The sequence below is a fragment of the Hamadaea sp. NPDC050747 genome, assembly GCF_040654195.1.
Taxonomy (GTDB): Bacteria; Actinomycetota; Actinomycetes; order Mycobacteriales; family Micromonosporaceae; genus Hamadaea.
Window position 1 is genome coordinate 424,750 of record NZ_JBFAHM010000004.1, and the last position, 16,471, is coordinate 441,220.

19 protein-coding genes are annotated in these 16,471 nt (G+C 71.5%); 8 read left to right on the forward strand and 11 right to left on the reverse strand.

The window, feature by feature from the left end; genetic code table 11:
* The first annotated feature begins 23 nt into the window (after positions 1 to 23).
* Entirely contained in the window at positions 24 to 869 is an 846-nt protein-coding gene (locus tag AB0H43_RS11380; protein ID WP_359999157.1) for an LLM class flavin-dependent oxidoreductase, read from the forward strand.
* Here the strand turns inward: AB0H43_RS11380 and AB0H43_RS11385 are convergent.
* Together AB0H43_RS11385 and AB0H43_RS11390 are read right to left on the reverse strand one after the other, a co-directional pair.
* Positions 856 to 1,743: an aminoglycoside phosphotransferase family protein gene (locus tag AB0H43_RS11385; RefSeq protein ID WP_359999333.1), complete on the reverse strand. Its 888-nt coding sequence runs from the start codon at positions 1,741 to 1,743 to the stop codon at positions 856 to 858. The genes AB0H43_RS11380 and AB0H43_RS11385 overlap by 14 nt on opposite strands.
* Before the next feature lie 11 nt (positions 1,744 to 1,754).
* Positions 1,755 to 2,207 (reverse strand): hypothetical protein, encoded by a 453-nt coding sequence (locus tag AB0H43_RS11390; RefSeq protein ID WP_359999158.1) that lies wholly within the window; start codon positions 2,205 to 2,207, stop codon positions 1,755 to 1,757.
* An 81-nt stretch (positions 2,208 to 2,288) separates the two neighbouring features.
* On the opposite strand from AB0H43_RS11390, the gene AB0H43_RS11395 reads away from it, so the two are divergent.
* Positions 2,289 to 2,891: a putative glycolipid-binding domain-containing protein gene (locus AB0H43_RS11395; RefSeq protein ID WP_359999159.1), complete on the forward strand. Its 603-nt coding sequence runs from the start codon at positions 2,289 to 2,291 to the stop codon at positions 2,889 to 2,891.
* A gap of 22 nt (positions 2,892 to 2,913) precedes the next feature.
* Here the strand turns inward: AB0H43_RS11395 and AB0H43_RS11400 are convergent, their stop codons facing one another.
* Genes AB0H43_RS11400 through AB0H43_RS11420 form a run of 5 tightly spaced genes read right to left on the reverse strand, consistent with a single transcriptional unit; the run spans position 2,914 to position 7,488 of the window.
* A complete protein-coding gene (locus AB0H43_RS11400) occupies positions 2,914 to 3,522 on the reverse strand; it encodes a hypothetical protein (RefSeq protein WP_359999160.1) in 609 nt (202 codons plus the stop codon).
* Between the two features lie 10 nt (positions 3,523 to 3,532).
* Positions 3,533 to 4,294, reverse strand: coding sequence for a GntR family transcriptional regulator (locus AB0H43_RS11405; protein ID WP_359999161.1), 762 nt, complete (start codon positions 4,292 to 4,294; stop codon positions 3,533 to 3,535).
* A gap of 22 nt (positions 4,295 to 4,316) precedes the next feature.
* Positions 4,317 to 5,048: an SIS domain-containing protein gene (locus AB0H43_RS11410; RefSeq protein ID WP_359999162.1), complete on the reverse strand. Its 732-nt coding sequence runs from the start codon at positions 5,046 to 5,048 to the stop codon at positions 4,317 to 4,319.
* The gene (locus AB0H43_RS11415; protein WP_359999163.1) at positions 5,045 to 6,565 is read right to left on the reverse strand and encodes a hypothetical protein; all 1,521 of its coding nucleotides are present in this window, start codon (positions 6,563 to 6,565) and stop codon (positions 5,045 to 5,047) included. The genes AB0H43_RS11410 and AB0H43_RS11415 overlap by 4 nt, the downstream gene beginning before the upstream one ends.
* Positions 6,562 to 7,488 (reverse strand): BadF/BadG/BcrA/BcrD ATPase family protein, encoded by a 927-nt coding sequence (locus AB0H43_RS11420; RefSeq protein WP_359999164.1) that lies wholly within the window; start codon positions 7,486 to 7,488, stop codon positions 6,562 to 6,564. The genes AB0H43_RS11415 and AB0H43_RS11420 overlap by 4 nt, the downstream gene beginning before the upstream one ends.
* Before the next feature lie 59 nt (positions 7,489 to 7,547).
* Here AB0H43_RS11420 and AB0H43_RS11425 point away from each other — a divergent pair, with 59 nt between their 5' ends.
* Genes AB0H43_RS11425 through AB0H43_RS11435 form a run of 3 tightly spaced genes read left to right on the forward strand, consistent with a single transcriptional unit; the run spans position 7,548 to position 9,861 of the window.
* The gene (locus AB0H43_RS11425) at positions 7,548 to 8,492 is read left to right on the forward strand and encodes a hypothetical protein (protein ID WP_359999165.1); all 945 of its coding nucleotides are present in this window, start codon (positions 7,548 to 7,550) and stop codon (positions 8,490 to 8,492) included.
* Between the two features lie 42 nt (positions 8,493 to 8,534).
* Positions 8,535 to 9,011, forward strand: coding sequence for a macro domain-containing protein (locus AB0H43_RS11430; RefSeq protein ID WP_359999166.1), 477 nt, complete (start codon positions 8,535 to 8,537; stop codon positions 9,009 to 9,011).
* Positions 8,995 to 9,861, forward strand: a complete 867-nt coding sequence (locus AB0H43_RS11435; protein WP_359999167.1) for a hypothetical protein — start codon at positions 8,995 to 8,997, stop codon at positions 9,859 to 9,861. Before AB0H43_RS11430 ends, AB0H43_RS11435 begins: the two co-directional genes overlap by 17 nt.
* Here the strand turns inward: AB0H43_RS11435 and AB0H43_RS11440 are convergent.
* Complete coding sequence (locus AB0H43_RS11440) at positions 9,845 to 10,399, reverse strand: NADAR family protein (protein WP_359999168.1); 555 nt, start codon at positions 10,397 to 10,399, stop codon at positions 9,845 to 9,847. The two genes, AB0H43_RS11435 and AB0H43_RS11440, sit on opposite strands and share 17 nt — an antisense overlap.
* 266 nt (positions 10,400 to 10,665) lie before the next feature.
* Between AB0H43_RS11440 and AB0H43_RS11445 the strand changes: the two genes are divergently transcribed.
* On the forward strand, positions 10,666 to 10,974 hold the full coding sequence (locus tag AB0H43_RS11445; RefSeq protein ID WP_359999169.1) for a hypothetical protein: 309 nt from the start codon (positions 10,666 to 10,668) through the stop codon (positions 10,972 to 10,974).
* A 19-nt stretch (positions 10,975 to 10,993) separates the two neighbouring features.
* Here AB0H43_RS11445 and AB0H43_RS11450 read toward each other — a convergent pair whose 3' ends face one another.
* Complete coding sequence (locus tag AB0H43_RS11450) at positions 10,994 to 11,857, reverse strand: acyl-CoA desaturase (RefSeq protein ID WP_359999334.1); 864 nt, start codon at positions 11,855 to 11,857, stop codon at positions 10,994 to 10,996.
* 357 nt (positions 11,858 to 12,214) lie between these two features.
* On the opposite strand from AB0H43_RS11450, the gene AB0H43_RS11455 reads away from it, so the two are divergent.
* Positions 12,215 to 13,612, forward strand: coding sequence for a DEAD/DEAH box helicase (locus AB0H43_RS11455; protein WP_359999170.1), 1,398 nt, complete (start codon positions 12,215 to 12,217; stop codon positions 13,610 to 13,612).
* A gap of 9 nt (positions 13,613 to 13,621) precedes the next feature.
* Here the strand turns inward: AB0H43_RS11455 and AB0H43_RS11460 are convergent, their stop codons facing one another.
* Together AB0H43_RS11460 and AB0H43_RS11465 are read right to left on the reverse strand one after the other, a co-directional pair.
* Entirely contained in the window at positions 13,622 to 14,836 is a 1,215-nt protein-coding gene (locus AB0H43_RS11460) for a DUF6596 domain-containing protein (protein ID WP_359999171.1), read from the reverse strand.
* Positions 14,836 to 15,357, reverse strand: coding sequence for a YciI family protein (locus tag AB0H43_RS11465; RefSeq protein ID WP_359999172.1), 522 nt, complete (start codon positions 15,355 to 15,357; stop codon positions 14,836 to 14,838). Before AB0H43_RS11465 ends, AB0H43_RS11460 begins: the two co-directional genes overlap by 1 nt.
* A gap of 73 nt (positions 15,358 to 15,430) precedes the next feature.
* Here AB0H43_RS11465 and AB0H43_RS11470 point away from each other — a divergent pair, with 73 nt between their 5' ends.
* Positions 15,431 to 16,468: an endonuclease/exonuclease/phosphatase family protein gene (locus AB0H43_RS11470; RefSeq protein WP_359999173.1), complete on the forward strand. Its 1,038-nt coding sequence runs from the start codon at positions 15,431 to 15,433 to the stop codon at positions 16,466 to 16,468.
* Positions 16,469 to 16,471: the final 3 nt, after the last annotated feature.

Sequence of the window (16,471 nt, forward strand, 5' to 3'; positions counted from 1 at the left end):
CGACGACGTGAGAGGCTGACGGGATGAGAGTCGGAGTGGTGATCCTGCCGGATCGGCCGTGGGCGCAGGCCCGGCGGCTGTGGGAGAAGGCGGAGGCGGTCGGCTTCGACCATGCCTGGACCTACGACCATCTGGGCTGGCGGGATCTCGTGGACGGGCCGTGGTTCGACGCGATCGCCACGTTGACCGCGGCGGCCGGGGTGACCGGGCGCATCAAGCTCGGCACGATGGTGGCCTCGCCCAACTTCCGGCATCCGGTGCACTTCGCGCGGGAGATCAGCACGCTGAACGACATCAGCGGCGGGCGCGCGATGATCGGGGTGGGCGCGGGCGGGCTGGCCGGGTTCGACAACGACGTCCTCGGGCTGCCGCATCTCGACCGGCGGCAACGGTTCGAGCGGTTCGCCGAGTTCGTGGAGCTGCTGAACCGGCTGCTGCGCGAGGGCCGGGTGACGTTCGACGGGGCGTACTACCGGGCGGTGGACGCCCGGTGCGAGGTGAGCGACCTGCCGCTGGTCGTCGCAGCCGAGGGTCCGCGCGGGATCAAGCTTGCCCAGAAGTACGGCGACGCGTGGGTTGCCGGCGGCGAGGTGACCGAGGACGTCGAGGCCTGGTGGGCGTCGGTCGAGCGGCTGAGTGATCGCAATCCGGTCAGCACCACCCGGTTTCTCATCCTGGATCCGAGGTCGGCCACCTACTCGCTGTCGAGTGTGGACTATTTCGTGGACGCGGTCGAACGGGCCGAGCGGCTCGGCTTCACCGATGTGCTCACGCACTGGCCCCGGGAGAGCAGCTGGTTCACCGGCGACGAGGCCGTGCTGGACGAGGCGATGGCGGAGCTGAAGCGCCGGGGGCTCACCGGCGGGTGAGGCGGTCGAGCGTACGCAGACCCAGGCGCGCCATCGGCGGATTGGTCTCGGCGTAATACCACGGTAGGCCCATCGCCTGGGCGAACGCCCAGGCGCGGCCGCGTTCCCACTCGAGGTCGTCGCAGCCGAGCCGGTCCCGCAGCACCTGCCGGGGACCCGCTTCGAGCAGATGCCACGCGCTGACCAGGTCCAGCGCCGGATCGGCCGCGCCGAGCCCGCCCACGTCGAGGACGCCGGCGAGGCGGCCGTCAGCGACCAGCACGTTGCCCGGAATCAGGTCGCCGTGCGTCATGGTGTCGGGCGCCGTCCGCGGCAGCTCCCGGAACTCCGCCCACATCGCCCGGAGCCGGGGCACGTCGAGGATCCCCTTGCTGCGGTCGAAGCAGAAGTCGAGCCAGCCGTCGGAGTTCTTCAGGTCGCCACCCCGGCCGCTACCGCTGAACGTACGCCCACGGGTGTCGATCGATCGGACCCCGGTGATGAACTCGGCGAGGTCTTCGGCGAACCCGGCCGACTCAGCGGGATCGGCCACGGTCGCCACCGTCCCCGCCAACCACGTCTGCACCGACCAGGGCAGTGGATAGCCCGCACCCGGCTCGCCGAGCGCGACCGGCTCGGGGGTGCGGAAACGCGTACGCCCGGCCAGTTCGGCCGACGCGTCGGCCTCGGCGCGCAGGATCTGCCTGACCTCGGCGACGTCACCTGGGACGAGGGGGAAGCGGGCGGCGAGGTCGTCGCCGATCCGGAAGATCGCGTTGACCGTGCCTTCGGAGGACGCGACCGGGGTGATCGGCAATGTCCGCCACTGCGGAAACTGGTCGCCGACCAGGGAACGGACCGTCTCAGGAGTGACTTCGAGCTGGTCGGCATGCATCGGCACGCCGATCAGGCTACGCGGTCGTCCACCAGCAGGCCGACCGCCACCGGGTCGCTGTCGAGGGTCGACGGCGCCGTCCGGGTGAGCGTCATGGCACGCGTCGAGATCCGCAACAGCAGTTGCAGCACGACGCCGACGACGGGGAACGCGATCAGATAGACGAGCGCCTCGACGACGGTGGCCCGGACGTCGTTGGCCGCGCCCAGCGGCACCGGCCGCCCGACGAGCGCGTCGAGGCAGAGCATCTCGGCCCGGACCAGGTCGTACTCCAGCCAGCCGATGATGACGACGCCGAGCAGGATCGCGCCGAGGTCCAGCAGCCGGGGCGGCAGGTCCGACCAGGCGCGCAACTCGTCGAGGCCGCGCCCGAACTGGCGCCCGAACGCGATCAGCTCCACCAGCGCGGCCAGCGCGAAGATCGGCAGAAGCTGGGCGACAGTGGACGCGAAGGCCTCGTGCATCGGCACAGGGTCGCATGCCGGGCGCTCCGGCAGAGTCGGAAAGTCGTCATGGCGTACGCCCCGGCCGGTACGTTATGAGGCATGACGTTGCTTCCCCGCGCGCTCGCCTGGCGGCGTACCGACACGACGGGCGGCGAGTACGCCGGTTACGACGATCGCGAGGGGCTCACCGCCCACGGGTACGCGTTCACGGCCGCGCCGGTGGCGTACGCGTGCCGGTATGAGCTGTCCGCCGACGGCCGCTGGGCCAGCAGCCGGCTCGACGTCACGGTCGAAGGCCCCGGCTTTCTGCGTACGCTCAAAATGGAGCGAGCGGGTGGCCGCTGGCGCATCACGACCTCGGAGCGCGGGAACCTCAACGCTGTGCTGCCGACCGCGCCGCTGGCGGGCACCGAGGAGCCGGAGCGGCTGACCGACGCGCTGGACGTCGACCTGTACGCCTCTCCCCTGACCAACACCCTGCCCATCCGGCGGCTGAACCTGCTCGGCAAGCCCGCCGGGACGAGCACCACGATCGTCGCGGCCTGGGTGCTGTTGCCGAGCCTGGCCGTGGTGCCGTCGGAGCAGACCTACACGGTGCTCGGCGACGGCCTGATCCGGTACGCCTCCGGCACGTTCACCGCGGACCTCACGGTCGACGAGGGCGGGTACGTCGTGACGTATCCCGGCCTCGCCGAACGCTAGATCTGGGTAACCAGCGAATCCGTCAGGCGGGCGTGCGGGTGCCGCCGTAGGACGCGACGAGGGCGTCGGCCACGATCGCCGCGTCGGCGTCGGCCAGGTCCGCCGGATACTCGGGCAGCAGGTCGTCCCAGACGACCAGCCACGACCCGTACAGCTGCAGCTGCCCCTCGGGCCGGGCGAAGAACCAGATGTGCAGGTGCGCGCCGCCGTCGCCGAGCCGGTACACGTGCGCCCGGCCGATGTTCGGCAACGCCTGGAGGTGCCGCACGAGGTGGGTGCTGATCACGCCGAGTTCCGCGGCCAGCTCGTCCGGCAGGTCGGCCAGGTCGTAGTGGTCGCGCGGGCGCAACATCAACACCAGGGGTACGCCGACGCCCGAAATGCGGGCGAGCCGCCATTTCTCGGTGAACCAGATGCCCTCGTCGCGATTGCCGCACGCCCGGCAGTCGGCCGGATCCTCGCCGTGGCGGGGCGGCTCGGGCACGACCGGCGGACGCAGCGGCGACACTCGCAGCTCGTCCTGCTCGAACGGGCTGACGTCCCAGCCCGTCATCCGGGCCAGCGGCAGACGCCGTTCCTCGTCGGCGGCGGCGATCGCGTGGGCGTAGTACTCCTCGGGGTCCATAGCCATGATCGGGACCCTAACCGGGGTGGACGTCGAACTCCACGTCGTACCGGTCGCCCCGGTAGCGCGAGCGACCCCACTCGATCGCCGATCCCGACGCGTCGTAGGCGACCCGGTCGATGACGAACGACGGCAGCCCGACCGGCACGTCGAGCAGGTCGGCGTCGGTCTCGTCCAGCGCGATGACCGAGACACGGTGGGCGGCGGTGGCCACCTGCACGCCCCAGCGCTCCTGAAGGATGGCGTACAGGGAACGGTCGTCGGCGAGCAGGTCTTCCAGCCCGGGGAACCGGTGGGCCGACAGATGCGTGTTCTCGACCGCGATGGGCACCCCGTCGGCCGTACGCACCCGGTGCAGGGCCACGATCGGATCGCCTTCGGCCAGGTGCAGGCGTTGCGCGATCAGCTCGGTCGCTGGGCGTACTCCTAAAGAGACGACCCGCGCACCCGGCGCGAGGCCGCGCAGCCGCATGTCGTGGCTGAACGAGCCGGTGGTCGTGCCATGGGTGAGCCGTGGCTCGGCGACGTAGGTGCCGGCGCCGTTCACGCGGCGGACGAGCCCCCGGGTGACCAGGTCGGTGATCGCCTGCCGGGCGGTCATGCGGGCGACCTGGAACCGTTCCGCGATGGACCGCTCCGATGGCAGCAGCGTGCCGGGCGGCTGCTCGCGCACCATCGCCTCGAGGATCTCCCGCAGCTGCTCACCTTTGGCGCGATCGCCGTCGATCGCGGCGGGGAGCGGAATCTCCGGGAACGTGTTGTGCGGGCTACGGGCCATGGTGCTCCGAGGAAGGACGAGGTCAGGCGTCGCCGAGGCGGACACGCCCACCGTACTGCCGCAGGATCTCGGCGTTGCGCTCGTAGCCGCCGGGCGTGTTGGCCGAACGGTACACCAACGGCTGCGTTCCCGCGGCCAGCTGAGCGGCCACCACTTCGGCGACGAGCAGGTTCGCCGCGAGGACGCCGGTCAGCCCGGACAACGGCCCGAACCTGTCGCCATCTGGCATCGGCACGGCGGCGTCACCCCATGGTGCACCATTGTCGATGACGACGTCGGCGAGCTCGGCCAGCGACGGGCTGCGCTTCGCGGCGGTGGCGTGGTCGATCGAGGTGATCGCGATGACCTTGTGCCCGTGGGACTGCGCGAGCTGGACCATCTCGACGACGGCGGTGTTGCCCCCGGAGTTCGACGCGACGACGAAGATGTCCTCAGGCCGGATGTCGGCCAGCGCCCAGATCCGCTCGGCGACGCCGGACTCGCGTTCCAGCAGCGGATCGAGGATGTCGGCGACCTTGGTGTCTCCATAGTAGACGAGATCGCGGATCGCCAGCTGGTTCGCGGGGATCAGGCCACCGGCCCGGCCGACCAGTTCCAACGCCACCCCGCGGGAATGCCCGGTGCCGTACGCCTGAAGTACGCCGCCGGCGGTGAGCGCGTCGGCGACCAGGCGCCCGGCTTCGGCGATCGCCTCGCGTTGGGTGGTGATCAGCCGGTCGACGGCGGCTCGGGCGATCTCGGCGTACGCGTTCATGACTCTCCTCCGGTCAGCGCGGCGAGCAGGTTCGCCGCCGTTCGGATGATCTGTTCGGCGCTGCCGGGTGCGGCCGCGCTGGCGAGGACTTCATAGGTGGCCGACCCGTAGGCGGAGGCCGGCGGGAGATAGCCGGGATAGGCGTTCGTATATCCGAGCACGACGACGGGCCGGGAACAAGCATTGCGCAGTTCTTCCGCCGCACCGAGGAAGGGTTCACCGGGCAACCCGGCCAGCAGCAGATCGCCGATGCGGGCGGCGGTGACCTCCGCTTCGATCTCCCCCGCCGGCGCGTCATCCCCCGCGCCTTCCTGCGCGCTCGCCCCCGCGCCTTCCGGCGCGTTATCCCCCGCGCCTTCCTGCGCGTTATCCGGGATAACGTCCCCTCTGGGGCGCTCGGACACCGCGTTATCCCGGATAACGCGACCGCCCGGAGCGGGGGAACGCATCATGGCGGCCATCCGGGCGCCGTCGAGGTTGCCTTCGGCGATGCGTACGGCGACCGGGTCGGTCGCGCTGCGGATGTCGTTCTCGGCGGCCGCGATGAGGGCGTTCGCGTCGACCGGCGGTTTCGGGGCGAGGTCGATCTCCCGGCTGCGCCAGCCGAGGTCACTCCCGGACCGCCAGCCGGATTCGCCAGCGGCGGCGCTCCCGCCGCCACGCGTCGAGCCGCCACGCGTCGAGCCGCCACGCATCGAGCCGTCACGCGTCGAGCCGTCACGCGTCCCGCCGTCACGTGTCCCGCCGTGGAGGTCGCCTCCGGCGCTGTCGCCGGTCTTGTCCAGGAGTTCGACGCACCGGTCGGCCACGATGGCGCCGAGCCGGTCGAGTTCGGCGGCGTCCTGGGCCTGACGCGTACGCCGGGTGCTGATGTCGCCGGCGGCGCCGGTGGCCACGGCGATCCACGTCCCGGATCCGAGCCGGTCGGCCAGCGCCCGGCGGACCGCCCCGGTCAGGTCGGCGCTGACGAGGAGGTTCCGCGACGGCAGGACGGTCGGATGCACCGGCAGCACGACGAGCACTCCGGCGCGGCGGTCGCCGGCGACGACTTCGACGACGTCGAGGGGCACCGACGAGTCGCCGGTGGGGTGGCTGCGTACGGCGCCGACGCCGTGGAGCGGGCCGGAGTGGACCCGGCCGGTCGCCTCGGTCTCGGCCCGGCGCGCTGCCGCGACGGTGCCGGCGGCCGTGGCGGTGAGGACGGCGAGCCAGTCCGGCGGGGTGACCGTCCCGCCCGGTACGCACCCGGTCTCCGGCCCGGCGTGGGTGTGGCTGGCGGCGAGCCAGAGGACGTCCACCTCGGACACGACGTCGCGGACGGCGCGGGTGAGGTCGGCGTTGACGCAGATCGCGTCGACCAGCGCCAACGCGAACCGGTGTATGCCGTCGAACCAGGTGATCGCCGTCACGCTCAGCGGGTCGAGGGTTCCGGTGGACGTTCCTTCGCGGAAGGCGTACCCGCCCATGGGGGTGCCGGGCGGGACGGTCAGGGTCTGGGTGGCGAAGCCGACTCTCATCGGTGGGTCACCCGCATCAGTCCGGAGTGGATCCCGAGGTCGGGGGCGGCGGCGAGGTTGGCGGCGCCGTCGAGTCCGTCGCCCAGCGGCTCGCGCAGGCGTACGCCGGGCCGCCGGAGGGCGAGGTCGTCGGCGAACCGGCGACGCAGGGTGTCGTTGCGTAGCAACCGTCCGGTCCACGAGACGGGCAGGTCGGCCGGGCCGGCGGCGGCCGCGACGGTGGCGGCGAGTTCTTCGGCGGCCTCGGCGACGATGTGTCCGGCGTACGGGTCGGTCTCGGCGAGGTCGAGGACTGCGGGGGCGAACTCGGCGATCCGCGCGACGGCGTCGGGGGCGGGGTAGAGCGATTCGGCGAGGTCGGCGAGGTCGCCGAAGTGGTCGGTGGCGCGGCCGGTCAGCGGGGTGGGTTCGATCCGGCCGTCGTGGCCGCGCAGGGCGACGTCGAGGCCACGTCGGCCGATCCAGAATCCGCCGCCCGCGTCTCCGCACAGGTAGCCCCAGCCGTCGACCTGGCGGCGTACGCCGTCGGGATCGAGCCCGAGGGCGATCGCGCCGGTCCCGGCGGCCAGCACGACCCCGGGTTCGAGTCCGAAAGCGCCCGCGTGCGCGGTGACGACGTCTCCGGCGATCAGGATTCGGGTGGCGTCGAGGTGGTCGAGCAGTCCGGCGGCGAGGGCGGCGTATTCGTCGGCGGAGCCCAGGACGCTGGTCAGTCCGAGGCAGACGGTGCCGACCGGCGATTCGGGGGCGAGGGAGGTCCATGGTGCGGCGACGGCGGCCAGGACGGCGGCGGCCGGGCGTACGCCTTGCCGGTAGGTCAGTCCGGGCGCTTCGGCGACGCGCGTGACCTGACCGTTTCGCGACAGCGCGAGACGCATACGCGTCTGGCCAGCGTCGATCGCCACGTCCACCATGTCAGCCATGCGGGGCATCGTAATACCGGTCTAGACCGAAAGCCAGAGGCGGGTTTACGCTGCCCCGCATGAGATTGGCTCTCGTCACTGTCCTGGCCGCCGTCGCCGCACTCGGGCAGGCCTCCCCCGCCACCGCCTCCGACCTGCGGGTCTACACCTCACTACCCGGTGTCTACCAGGTCCAGGCGACCTCCACCAACGGCACTCCGGTCTTCCACGACCTGGGCGCCCGGATCACCGTCCCCGCCGGGACGACCACGTATCTGAGCAGCAAGCTCGTCGTGTCGCAGGCGACCGTCGTCACCGAGACGTCGCACCTGGTCTACTGCCGGCAGGCCGGTTCCACGACCCTCGTCGACCGGCTCGTCTCGGGTCAGAACGTGCTCACCGGGACGACCACCACGATCCTCACCCGGGGCATGATCACCGCACCGGCCTCCGGCGACCTGACGTGCTCGCTGGAGGCGATCTTCATCGACCACTCCGCCAGCACCGGAACGCGCACGATCCGGGTCGAGGCGTCCACCTACCTCGAAGACGTGTTCGGCGTGCTGGCCGCGTCGGCCCAGACCTACCAGCCGTCGCGTATCCGGGTCGACAGTGGCTACTACGCCGCACCGGTCACGTTCACCGCACCGGCCGGGGTGACGAGCATCCAGGCCATCGGCGACGTGAACGTCACGACCTGCTACGGCACCAGGCCCGAGACGCTCTGCGTCGGCGGCCGGCTCACCGGCGGCTACGCGTACGTCGGCACGCAACTGGTGGTGCACCAGCTCAACCAGGACGGATCGGTCTGCAACACCACCACCAACGGGGCGCTCGCCGGCGTCACGGTGTCCAACACCGTCCACCACTTCAAGATCAATACCTGGCACACGGCCGTTCCCGTGCTGGCCGGCTGCACGTCGCATACCTTCTCCGCCTCGACCAGAGTGACCGCCAACGCGGGCGCCGAGTCCATCATCGTGGAGGCCAACCACCAGTCCCTGACGGCGTTGTTCGTGCCCTGACCCAGCCGACGGGTGTCGTACCGCGGTGACATCATTCGCGGCATGACACCCCTCACCGTCCGCCAGGGCGACGCGACGAGCCCGCAGGCCAAGGGACCGAAGGTGATCGCGCACATCTGCAACGACCTCGGCGGCTGGGGCAAGGGTTTCGTGCTGGCGATCTCCAGGCGCTGGCCCGAGCCGGAGCGCGACTACCGCGAGTGGCATCGGCACCGCGCCGGCAACGACTTCGGGCTGGGCGCGGTCCGCCTGATCCAGGTCGCCCCCGACGTGTGGGTGGCGAACATGGTCGCCCAGCATGGGATGAAGACCGGCAGCAACGGCCCGCCGATCCGCTACGACGCCGTCGAGCGCTGTCTCGCCAGGCTCGCGGAGCTGCTGCCGTCTGGCGCGTCGGTGCACATGCCCCGCATCGGCACGGGGCTCGCCGGCGGCTCGTGGGACAAGATCGAGCCCTTGGTCGTACGCACACTGTGCGCACGGGACATCCCGGTGACGGTGTATGACTTCGGCAAATGACCCGTTGACCGCCGTCGCGTGGGGCACGCTGCACCACGCGTACGGGGTGGCCGGCGATGTGCCGGATCTGGTGCGCGCCTTGGCGTCGGACGACGAGGACGTCCGCCTCGATGCGCACAATCGGCTGCGGGGCACCGTCTATCACCAGGGCACGCGCTGGGAGGCCAGCGCGTACGTCGTCCCGTTCCTGGTCGCGACCGCGGATGAACCGTCCACACCGGACCGCCCGCTGGTCGTGGATCTGCTGCGCCTGGTGGGCCTCGGCGACCTCACCGACCGGGCGCTGCCGTTCGCCGGGTTCCCGTCGTTCGACGCCGGGCTGCGCAGCCGTATCCGGGAGCTGCTGCCCGCTTTCTACGACGGCGAGCTCGCGGACGACGACTTCGAGACCATGGACGCCGCCGCGCAGGTGTGGGCGGCCGACGCGTACGCGGCCATGGCCCGGCACGGCGACGTGTTCCGCCGGTGGCTTCGTGATCCCGACGCCGAGGTCGCCGCCCGGGCCGCCGAGCTGCTGGCGTGGGTTCCGACGACGCCGGCCGTCGTGGGCGACTTGATCGCGCTGCCCGACGGCGGCGGCGTACGCGCGAGCGCCAACCTGGCCCTGGGGCACCTAAGCGGTCAGGACTCGGCGGTGCTCGCCCGGCTCGACGGGCAACTGTCCGATCCGGAGCCGATGATCCGCTGGTCGGCGGCGGTCGCCGTGGCTCTGCGTACGCGGCCCGGCATCCCGCCGCAAGTGCGCCGGTTGCTGACGGACGAACGTGATCCCCGGCATCCGGTGAGCGTTCCCGGGTGGCAGCGACCGCTGGCGGGGTTCATGGCGGTGGCGCTCACTCCGCCCGGATAGCGTCCCGGGCCTCCATCAGCGCGAACCCGAGCAGGTTCAGCCCCCGCCACTGCGCCGGGTCCGACGCACGGGGGTCGGCCGCGCCCAGCCCGATGCCCCAGATCCGGTCGAGCGGGCTCGCCTCGACGAGCACCCGCTCCCCCGTGCCCAGCAGGTACGCCCGCAGGTCGTGGTGCTGACCGAACTTCGCGACGCTGCCCGCCACGACGATGGCGTAACGGTTGTCGTCCCAGGTCTGCTGATCGAAGCCGCGTACTTCCCGGCCCAGCTTCTTCGCCTCGCCCGGCGTCGACGCCGCCAGCACCCGCTCGGCCATCTCGTCGTCGCCGAACAGCTTCGCCTTGGACCACATCATCCAGTGCTCGGCGGTGGCGTAGGCCCGCCCGCCGATCTGGAACGACGAGGGCCACCACTGGCTCAGGCAGCCGGCCCCGACGCTTCCATCAGGTTGGGGTTTGTGCCCCCAGAAGTGGAGATATTTGACCTTCTTCCCGGAAGAGACAAGGTCGGCCAGATCAGTGCGGGTGTGCGCGAGCATGCCCGACAGTGTGCCGGACGCCTATGACACTGCGCGACCCGCCAGCTACTCAAACCGCGTCTCAGTCGACCGCCCTGATGACTTCTCGGCGGGGGCGGGTGCCAAATCTTGGCGCTCGTGGATGGGCGGCGAAGGGCGGCGAGGAGGAGAGATAGATGAAGGAAACTCATTCCCGGCCGCGCCGACCTGGCCGCGGGGCTTGCCAGGTGGCTCTGACCAGCGCATAGTTGCAGGTAACCCCCACCCCCTTCGTGAGGATTCGCACCATGCTTGCCGACGACGACCGTTCTCAACGCCATGATGTCGAGGCGTTGATGGAGATGACGCACGAGACGATGATGGCGCGCTGGGAACTGGGCCTGGTGACGCCGATGTCGGCGACGATCAGCACGTTCGCCAAGACCGACGGCAGCTGGTGGACGGCGGCCGAGCAGATGTGGCGCCGGGTGTCGCTGGCCGAGGAGAACAAGCGGCTCGACTTCCACCACGACCGGTTCGGCAGCAACGTGCAGGCGGCCGGCCCGCCGCAGTCGCTGTTCGGCGGGCAGAGCCGCAGCTTCGGCACCTCCGCCTGAACGACACGGCCGGAGCGCGTCAGCTCCGCGGGGCGACCAGCTTCGCCTCGAGGCGCTGACGCACCGGCCAGCGCACGTCGCGGGCCCAGCCGAGCTTCTCGAAGATCCAGATCAGCCGCGCGGATGGATCGATCTGCCCGCGCAGTACGCCGTGCCGGGCTCCGGTCGGATCGGCGTGATGCGAGTTGTGCCAGCTCTCGCCGAAGGACAGGATCGCCAGCGGCCAGAAGTTGGTGGCCTTGTCGCGGCTTTCGAAGGGCCGCTCGCCGAACACGTGGCAGACGGAGTTGACCGCCCAGGTCACGTGGTGCAGCAGCGCCATGCGTACCAGTCCGGCCCAGAAGAAGGCGGTCAGCGCGCCGGTCCAGGACCCGCTGAGCAGGAGGCCGATCAGTGCCGGGGCGAGCAGGGACAGGGCCGCGATCGGGCCGAACAGCTTGCCCACCAGCCGCATGTCCTTGTCGTTGAGCATGTCGGGAGCGAATCGGGCCCGGTTGCTCAGTTCGCGGCGCAGCATCCAGCCGACGTGGGCGTGGCCGAGGCCTTTCAGCAGCGCGGCCACCGATGTGCCGTAGCGCCACGGCGAGTGCGGGTCGCCTTCGCGGTCGGAGAACGCGTGATGGCGGCGGTGGTTGGCGACCCATTGGATGGGCGAGCCCTGAACGGCGAAGGATCCCGCGACGGCGAGAGCGACGCGCAAGCCGCGCCGGGCCTTGAACGATCCGTGGGTGAGCAGCCGGTGGTAGCCGGCGGTGACGCCGAATCCGGCGACCACGTAAATCGTCGCCGCCATGGCGATGTCGGCGGCGGACAGGCCCCAGCCCCAGGCGAGCGGTACAGCCGCGGCAAGCGCGACGAACGGGACCACGACGAAGATCCACATGGTGATCGCGGCGGCGGTCCCCTGCCGCGCGTCGAGCAGCGGTTTGGGGGTACGCAGATCGGGCGCGGTGTTCAGTGACGTCATGACGCTCCTGCACGGGGTTGGCCGGACAGGCGCCCGACGTCGGCGGACTCGACCCGGGGTGGTCGAGGGATCTGACAGTACCCGGCGACTTGCCCAAATCGCCAAGATCACCACAAAGTTCCATTTATGCTCGGCTGCCGGTAACCCGCGCGGCAGCCGGGGACAGGACCTGGGTGATCGTGGAGTACTCTCGGACAGTCTTTGTCGACCATCACGCGCCGCGGCCGAGCAGTCTGCGCCGGGTGGGACGACCCCCCTACGTTCGGAGTACGCATGGCGGCCCGCCGCCCCTCCTCGACCACCTCCACTTCCGGGTTCGCGCAGCTGGGTCTGCCCGCCGCCCTGGTCTCGGCCCTCGACAGTCAGGGCATCACGACGCCGTTCCCGATCCAGCTCGCCACCATCCCCGACGCCCTCGCCGGGCGCGACGTGCTGGGCAAGGGCCAGACGGGCTCCGGCAAGACGTACGCCTTCGTCCTGCCGCTGCTGGCCCGGCTGGCCGCGTCGGGCCGCGTACGCCAGCCGAAGCGTCCCCGCGGGCTGATCCTCGCGCCGACCCGCGAACTGGCCGATCAGATCGCCGCCAGCGTCGCTCCCCTGGCGCGCACCATGTCGCTGCGGTCGTTGACCGTCTACGGCGGCGTCGGGCACGCCCGGCAGATCAAGGGCCTGCGCGACGGGGTCGACGTGCTGATCGCCTGCCCGGGACGGCTCGCCGACCACATCGACGCCGGTCACGCCGATCTGAGCGCGGTCGAGATCACCGTCATCGACGAGGCGGACCACATGGCCGACCTCGGGTTCCTGCCCGCCGTACGGCGGCTGCTGGAGCAGACCCCGGCCGGTGGGCAGCGGCTGCTGTTCTCCGCCACGCTGGACGCCGGAGTCGACGTGCTCGTGCGGCGCTTCCTGCAGCAGCCGGTCCGGCACACCGTCGAGCCGCGCCGGCAGGCCGCTCCGGAGATGCACCACCACGTGCTGCATCTGCAGGCACAGGACCGCTTCCCGGTGCTGGTCGACCTCACCAGCGCGCCCGGCCGGTCGGTCGTGTTCACCCGCACCAAGCACGGCGCGAAGGCGCTGGCCCGCAAGCTCGTCGCGGCCGGCGTACCGGCGGTCGAACTGCACGGCAACCTCGGGCAGAACGCCCGGACCCGCAACCTCGGCGCGTTCTCCGACGGCACGATCACCACGCTGGTCGCCACCGACATCGCCGCGCGGGGCATCCACGTCGACGACGTCGCGCTGGTCATCCACGCCGATCCACCGCTGGAGCACAAGGCGTACCTGCACCGGTCGGGACGCACCGCCCGCGCGGGAAGCACCGGCACCGTCGTCACGCTGGCCACGGACGATCAGATCAAGCTGGTACGCGATCTGACCCGCAAGGCGGGCGTGTCGTCGACGACCACCCGGCTCCGGCCGGGCGACCCGCTGCTGACCGAGATCGCTCCCGGCGACCGGAGTCTCGCCGAGCCCACGCCACGGACTCCCGCCCCGGCGCCCGCCACCGCCGCCCCGCGAGGCCGGCGTCGCCCGGCCCGGCATCGCCCGGCTTCGGCTGCGGGCGGTCAGCCGAGCCAGCCCAGTCAACCCAGCCAGGCCGGCCAGTCCGGCGGCGCCGCCGCGTTCTCCGGTCGTACGCGGGTGGGGTCGCGCCGCAGCCGCTGAGCGGGCACGTCAGCCCAGCATCGCCGCCTTACGCAGCAGCACCGACCGTTCCCGCTGGTTGGTGCAGAGCCGGGCGGCCGACTCCAGCTCGGCGCGGGCCTCCGACCGCCGTCCGAGCCGGGCCAGCAGCTCTCCGCGTACCGTCGGCACCAAATGCGAACCGGGGAGCCGGTCGGCGGCGATCAGCTCGTCCACGATGGCCAGGGCGGCTGCCGGACCCGAGGCCATGGCCACGGCGACGGCCCGGTTGAGGTCGACCACCGGCGACGGCGCGACCCGGCCGAGCGCCTCGTAGAGCACCACGATCCGGTCCCAGTCGGTCGCCTCGGCGGACCGCGCCGACGCGTGCACCGCGGCGATGGCCGCCTGCAAGCCGTACGGGCCGAGGCCGTGAGCCGAGGCCTTGGCCAGCGCGGCCAGGCCACGATGGATCGCCGAGATGTCCCACCGCCGCCGGTCCTGGTCCTCGAGCAGGATCGGCGAACCGTCCGAGGCGATCCGGGCCGGGAAGCGCGCCGCCGTCAGCTCGAAAAGGGCGAGCAGGCCGTGGACCTCCGGCTCGGCCGGCAGCAGCACAGCGAGCGTGCGAGCCAGCCGGATCGCCTCGTACGCCACCTCCGGACGCAGCAGCCGGTCACCGGAGGTGGCCGTCGACCCCTCGGTGAAGATCACATAGAGGACGCTGAGCACGCCACCGAGCCGCTCCCGGCGCTCGGCGGCCGGCGGCACCTCGAACGGCACGCCGGCCGCGGCGATCGTCTTCTTGCCCCGGGTGATGCGGGCCTGCACCGTCGGCACCGGCACCAGGAACGCGCGGGCGATCTCCTCGCTGGACAGCCCGCCCACCACCCGCAGGGTCAAGGCCACCCGCGCCTCCGGCGACAGCACCGGGTGGCAACTGATGAACATCAGGGCCAGGACGTCGTCGTCGATCCGGTCGGGGTCGACATCCTCCTCGACCGGCGGCTCGGCGGCCAGCAGCGCGTAACGATCCCGCAGAGCGGCCCGGCGGCGGATCGTGTCGATGGCCCGCCGCCGAGCCGTCGCCATCAGCCAGCCGGCCGGATTGGCCGGGGCGTCGAGCGGCCAGGAGACCAGCGCCTCGGCCACCGCTTCCTGCGCCGCGTCCTCGGCCAGCCCGAAGTCGCCGGTGAACCGAGTCAGCGCGGCGACGATCCGCGCCGACTCGATCCGCCAGACGGCCTCGACATCGGCCGCGCTCATCAGCCCCGGCCGGTGGTCTCGCGTGCGGCCCGTTCCTCCACGATCCGCTCATAGTCCGGCGGAAGCTCATCGCTGCCGGCCACCCGGCGGACCTCGATCTGGGATCCGGCCACCGCCGGGCACCGCTTGGCCCACTCGACCGCCTCCTGCTTCGACGAGACGTCGAGCAGGAAATAGCCGCCGAACAACTCCTTCGTCTCCCCGTACGGCCCGTCGGTGACCACGGGGGCCTCGGCGCCGAAGTGCACCACGACGCTTTTGCTCGGCTCGTCCAGACCCTCGGCCGCCAGCAGAACCCCCTCTTTCATCATCTCCTCGATGAACCGGCCGGTCGCCGCCATCGCCTCGTCGATCGACGCCATCATGGCCGCGTTCGACTCATCGGTGCCCCGCATGATCAGCATGTACTTCGGCATCGCGTACTCCTCGTCCGGCGGGCCGCCGCTCGGCCCGCGCACCCACACGTCGAACGGGCCGCCGCCGGATCGACACGGCGTCGTCCCCGATTCGGCCACCGCCATTCTGCTCACACTCTCGTAACACGCCGCGTGCTGGAGTGAGCTGCAGAAACCGGCAATGAGCGAGGACCGAAACATGACGCAGGTGGACACGGTGGCGACCCGACAAGACAGCGACGGCATCACTTTCCCCGGCGCGGCACGGCCGGGATGGTGGCGACGCGGGCCGGTCCTGACCACTCTGGTGGTGCTGCTGGGCCTGGTCATGCTGCTGCACGGGCAGGTGCCGAACCGGATCGGGAACCTCGGGAGCTTCATCGAGACCGTCCTGCCCTGGTTCGGGGTCTTCATCCCGATACTGCTGGCGATGGCGTTCTGGCGCCGGTCCGCCACCGCGGCGGTCGCCCTGCTGCTGCCGGGCGTGGTGTGGCTGAGCCTGTTCGGCGGGACGCTCGGCGACAAATCCCAGCCGGGCAGCGACCTTACGCTGGCCAGCCACAACGTGGCGGCCGAAAATCCCGACCCAGCCGGCACGGCGCGTACGCTGGCCGCCTCCGGCGTCGACGTGCTGGCCCTGGAAGAGCTAACCGAGCAGGCCCAGGAGGTGTACGAGCGGAAACTGGCGCAGGCGTACCCGTATCACGCCGTGCTGGGCACGGTCGGCTTGTGGAGCAAGCTGCCCTTGTCGGACGTCGGGCCGGTCGACACCGAGCAGGACGCCGGGCCGTTGGGCGACGCCAAACCGCTGGAGGCGACGCTGCCGTACAGCCGGGCGCTGCGGGCCACCGTGGCCACCGACCACGGGCCGCTCGCGGTTTATGTGGCGCACCTGGGATCCGTCCGGGTGAACGCTCGTGCCGGGTTCTCGACGGAGACGCGCGACCGGAACGCGACGGCGCTCGCCAACGCCCTCTCCGCCGAACGGAACCAGCGAGTGGTGCTACTCGGCGACCTGAACGGCAGCACGGGCGACCGCGCGTTCAGCGGCATCACCGCAGGGATGACCTCGACCCAGGACGCGGCCGGGGACGGCTTCGGCTTCACCTGGCCGGCCGCCTTTCCCGTGGTACGCATCGACCACATCCTGGTCCGCGGGGTGACACCGGACAGCTCCTGGGTGCTGCCCGCCACCGGCAGCGACCACCGGCCGGTGGCAGCCGGCATCAGCTGGTGACCA

Excerpts from the sequence above, each read along its gene's own strand:
- AB0H43_RS11390 (WP_359999158.1), bottom strand. The coding sequence starts at position 2,207 with ATGCACGAGGCCTTCGCGTCCACTGTCGCCCAGCTTCTGCCGATCTTC.
- AB0H43_RS11410 (WP_359999162.1), bottom strand. The coding sequence starts at position 5,048 with ATGAACGCGTACGCCGAGATCGCCCGAGCCGCCGTCGACCGGCTGATC.
- AB0H43_RS11430 (WP_359999166.1), top strand. The coding sequence starts at position 8,535 with ATGACACCCCTCACCGTCCGCCAGGGCGACGCGACGAGCCCGCAGGCC.
- AB0H43_RS11465 (WP_359999172.1), bottom strand. The coding sequence starts at position 15,357 with ATGGCGGTGGCCGAATCGGGGACGACGCCGTGTCGATCCGGCGGCGGC.
- AB0H43_RS11435 (WP_359999167.1), top strand. The coding sequence starts at position 8,995 with ATGACTTCGGCAAATGACCCGTTGACCGCCGTCGCGTGGGGCACGCTG.
- AB0H43_RS11445 (WP_359999169.1), top strand. The coding sequence starts at position 10,666 with ATGCTTGCCGACGACGACCGTTCTCAACGCCATGATGTCGAGGCGTTG.
- AB0H43_RS11420 (WP_359999164.1), bottom strand. The coding sequence starts at position 7,488 with ATGGCTGACATGGTGGACGTGGCGATCGACGCTGGCCAGACGCGTATG.
- AB0H43_RS11415 (WP_359999163.1), bottom strand. The coding sequence starts at position 6,565 with ATGAGAGTCGGCTTCGCCACCCAGACCCTGACCGTCCCGCCCGGCACC.
- AB0H43_RS11405 (WP_359999161.1), bottom strand. The coding sequence starts at position 4,294 with ATGGCCCGTAGCCCGCACAACACGTTCCCGGAGATTCCGCTCCCCGCC.
- AB0H43_RS11460 (WP_359999171.1), bottom strand. The coding sequence starts at position 14,836 with ATGAGCGCGGCCGATGTCGAGGCCGTCTGGCGGATCGAGTCGGCGCGG.
- AB0H43_RS11425 (WP_359999165.1), top strand. The coding sequence starts at position 7,548 with ATGAGATTGGCTCTCGTCACTGTCCTGGCCGCCGTCGCCGCACTCGGG.
- AB0H43_RS11470 (WP_359999173.1), top strand. The coding sequence starts at position 15,431 with ATGACGCAGGTGGACACGGTGGCGACCCGACAAGACAGCGACGGCATC.
- AB0H43_RS11380 (WP_359999157.1), top strand. The coding sequence starts at position 24 with ATGAGAGTCGGAGTGGTGATCCTGCCGGATCGGCCGTGGGCGCAGGCC.
- AB0H43_RS11440 (WP_359999168.1), bottom strand. The coding sequence starts at position 10,399 with ATGCTCGCGCACACCCGCACTGATCTGGCCGACCTTGTCTCTTCCGGG.
- AB0H43_RS11455 (WP_359999170.1), top strand. The coding sequence starts at position 12,215 with ATGGCGGCCCGCCGCCCCTCCTCGACCACCTCCACTTCCGGGTTCGCG.
- AB0H43_RS11395 (WP_359999159.1), top strand. The coding sequence starts at position 2,289 with ATGACGTTGCTTCCCCGCGCGCTCGCCTGGCGGCGTACCGACACGACG.
- AB0H43_RS11400 (WP_359999160.1), bottom strand. The coding sequence starts at position 3,522 with ATGGCTATGGACCCCGAGGAGTACTACGCCCACGCGATCGCCGCCGCC.
- AB0H43_RS11385 (WP_359999333.1), bottom strand. The coding sequence starts at position 1,743 with ATGCATGCCGACCAGCTCGAAGTCACTCCTGAGACGGTCCGTTCCCTG.
- AB0H43_RS11450 (WP_359999334.1), bottom strand. The coding sequence starts at position 11,857 with ATGTGGATCTTCGTCGTGGTCCCGTTCGTCGCGCTTGCCGCGGCTGTA.